Origin of the sequence: Mycobacterium sp. E136 (assembly GCF_001666865.1) — a bacterium.
Lineage (GTDB): Bacteria > Actinomycetota > Actinomycetes > Mycobacteriales > Mycobacteriaceae > Mycobacterium.
Genome location: NZ_LZJE01000014.1, coordinates 1 through 2,548, shown reverse-complemented (window position 1 = coordinate 2,548; position 2,548 = coordinate 1). Strand labels below are relative to the sequence as shown.

At 67.3% G+C, this 2,548-nt stretch carries 3 protein-coding genes; 1 reads left to right on the top strand and 2 read right to left on the bottom strand.

The genetic code is table 11. The features are described from left to right. Positions 1-11 precede the first annotated feature (11 nt). A complete protein-coding gene (locus A5698_RS27725) occupies positions 12-161 on the top strand; it encodes a DUF732 domain-containing protein (RefSeq protein WP_286144258.1) in 150 nt (49 codons plus the stop codon). A gap of 19 nt (positions 162-180) precedes the next feature. Here A5698_RS27725 and A5698_RS01070 read toward each other — a convergent pair whose 3' ends face one another. Both A5698_RS01070 and A5698_RS01065 read right to left on the bottom strand, forming a co-directional pair. After that, complete coding sequence (locus A5698_RS01070; protein ID WP_502688855.1) at positions 181-1,539, bottom strand: alpha/beta hydrolase; 1,359 nt, start codon at positions 1,537-1,539, stop codon at positions 181-183. Between the two features lie 57 nt (positions 1,540-1,596). Further along, the coding region (locus A5698_RS01065) for an amino acid--tRNA ligase-related protein (RefSeq protein ID WP_286144257.1) at positions 1,597-2,548 on the bottom strand (952 nt) is incomplete at its 5' end.

The window sequence follows — 2,548 nt, the reverse complement described above, 5'->3', positions numbered from 1 at the left end:
CGAAGGACGCAATCAGCCTCGCCCACGCGGTATGTGACTACGTGGAAGCGGGCCAGAAACCCGAACAGGTTGCGGTCGAGATCAGCGAGCCGGCGAACTGGACCGTGGAGCAGAGCGGGTTCTTCGTCGGCGCCGCGACCCAGTCGTACTGCCCGTCCTAGTTCGTCGGACGGCCGGGTTCTAATGCGGCTCGCGCATCGGTGACGGTGGGGTCGCGACGCTGCGAACCGCGGCCGGAACGGGAGTGGCCGCGTAACCCGGCGTGCCGAGTTGGGCCGCCAGCCATGGCAGGGCCGTCGCAAAAGCGTGTGCAGCGTACGGCCAGTCGTGCTTACCCGGTTGAACCACGACGCTGCAGTTGATGCCGTTCGGCGCGGCCAGCCCGCACAGCGCGTCGGCCGCATTCTTCTGTGGCGCCGCGTCCACGGTATTGACGTCGAAGCGCCCCGTCACGCCCGAATAGCGGCCGTGACGGCCGATCACCGTCGCCGGATCGAACGCCGCGTACGCCGCGGCGTTACCCCCGAACAGGCGCTCGATCGTCTGGTCCTTCGTGCCCGAGTTGGGACTCATATCGCCGGCGATGTCGTCGAAGGCGCCGAACATGTCCGGATGCATCACCGCCAGGTCGACCGCGCAGGTGCCGCCCATCGACCATCCGACGATTCCCCAATTCGACTGTTTGGCACTGACATCGAACGTCGACACCATGAACGGCACGACGTCCTTGGTGAGGTGGTCGGCGACGTTGCCTCGTTTGCCGTTCACGCATTCGGTGTCGTTGCGGAACGTCCCGCCGGCATCGACGAACACGAGCACCGGGGCATAGCCGCCGTGCGCGGCGGCGAAGTCGTCGGCCGTGGCGACCGCATTGCCCGCGCGGACCCAGTCCGCGGGGGTGTTGAACTCGCCGCCGATCATCATCACCGTCGGAAGCGGCGGCGGGGGATCTGTCGCGTACCACGCGGGCGGCAGGTAGACGAGTTCGCCGCGATGCTTGAAACCGGACGCCTTGTCGCCGATGTTGACGGGCAGCACCGTGCCCCTGGCCGGGATCTGGTGGCGCTGCTGCATCGCCAGCATGGTCGCCGCGTCGGTCTGATCGGGGAGCGGTCCCGCGGTCAGCTGATTCCACGCGGCCCCCACAGTCGGGACGTAGCCCACCCACAGGTTCACGGCCAGCGCGACCGACAGCAGGCACAGCGGCAGCGACATCAGCGAGATCCCGCGCCGCCACCAACGCGCGCCCCGCCAACCCGCGACCAGCACGGCGCATGCCGCACCCGTCAGCGCCACCCACACCCACAGCGATCGCGGAGCAGGGTTGTCAGAGAGGCCCTCGGATGCGATGTAGGCGTACGTCGCCGCGGCGAGCGCGACACCGCACAGCACGGCCCACGGCACCCACAGCAGCCGCCACCGCCGCGTTCGCCATCCGATGGCGGCAATCAGCACGAGCGCCGCGACGATCTGCACCGTGGTGGGAATCCACCCATGCATCAACGACAGGTGCCCACGCAGCGAATGCGCCAGTGTCACCAGTGTCACGAACTACAGGGTGAGGGGTAATCCTTGTGACGCGCTGTGGAGAAGCTGTCAACGGGGTTTGGCCAACGGGAACGGCAGCGTCTCGCGAATGCTGCGTCCCGTGATCAGCATGACGACGCGGTCCACGCCCATACCCAGGCCACCGGTGGGCGGCATCGCGTATTCCATCGCCTGCAGGAAGTCCTCGTCGAGTTCCATCGCCTCCGGGTCGCCGCCGGCGGCCAGCAGTGACTGCTCCTGCAGCCGGCGGCGCTGTTCGACCGGATCGGTGAGTTCGCTGTAGGCGGTGCCGAGTTCGACGCCCCACGCCACCAGGTCCCACCGCTCCGCGACGCCGGGGATGCTGCGGTGCGGGCGGGTCAGCGGCGACACCGATGTCGGGAAATCCTTATAGAACGTAGGCGCCTCGGTGTGGTCCTCGACCAGCCGCTCGTAGAGTTCCAGCACGACGGCGCCGGCGTCCCAATGGGTCAGGTACGGGATGTTCGCGGCGTCGCACAGCTTGCGTAGCTTCGGCAGCTCTGTTTCGGGGCCGATCTGCTCGCCGAGTGCTTCGGACACCGCAACGTGCACCGTCTTGACCGCCCACTGACCGGAGATGTCCACCGGTTCGAGCCCGCCCCCTTCCTTGGGGCGGTAGAACACCTGCGCACCGTTGGCGGCGACGGCGGCGTTCTGGATCAACTCGCGGCATCCGTCTATCCACACGTTGTAGTCCGCGTGCGCCTGATACGCCTCCAACAGCGTGAATTCGGGATTGTGGCTGAAGTCGACGCCTTCGTTGCGGAAAGCTCTGCCCAGCTCGAAGACCCGCTCGACCCCGCCCACGCAGAGCCGCTTGAGGTAGAGCTCGGGAGCGATGCGCAGGTACATGTCCAGGTCGTATGCATTGATGTGGGTGAGGAACGGCCGCGCGTTCGCGCCGCCGTGAATCTGCTGCAGGATGGGCGTCTCGACCTCGAGAAAACCCTTGCCGACCAACGTTTCCCGGATCGCGTGC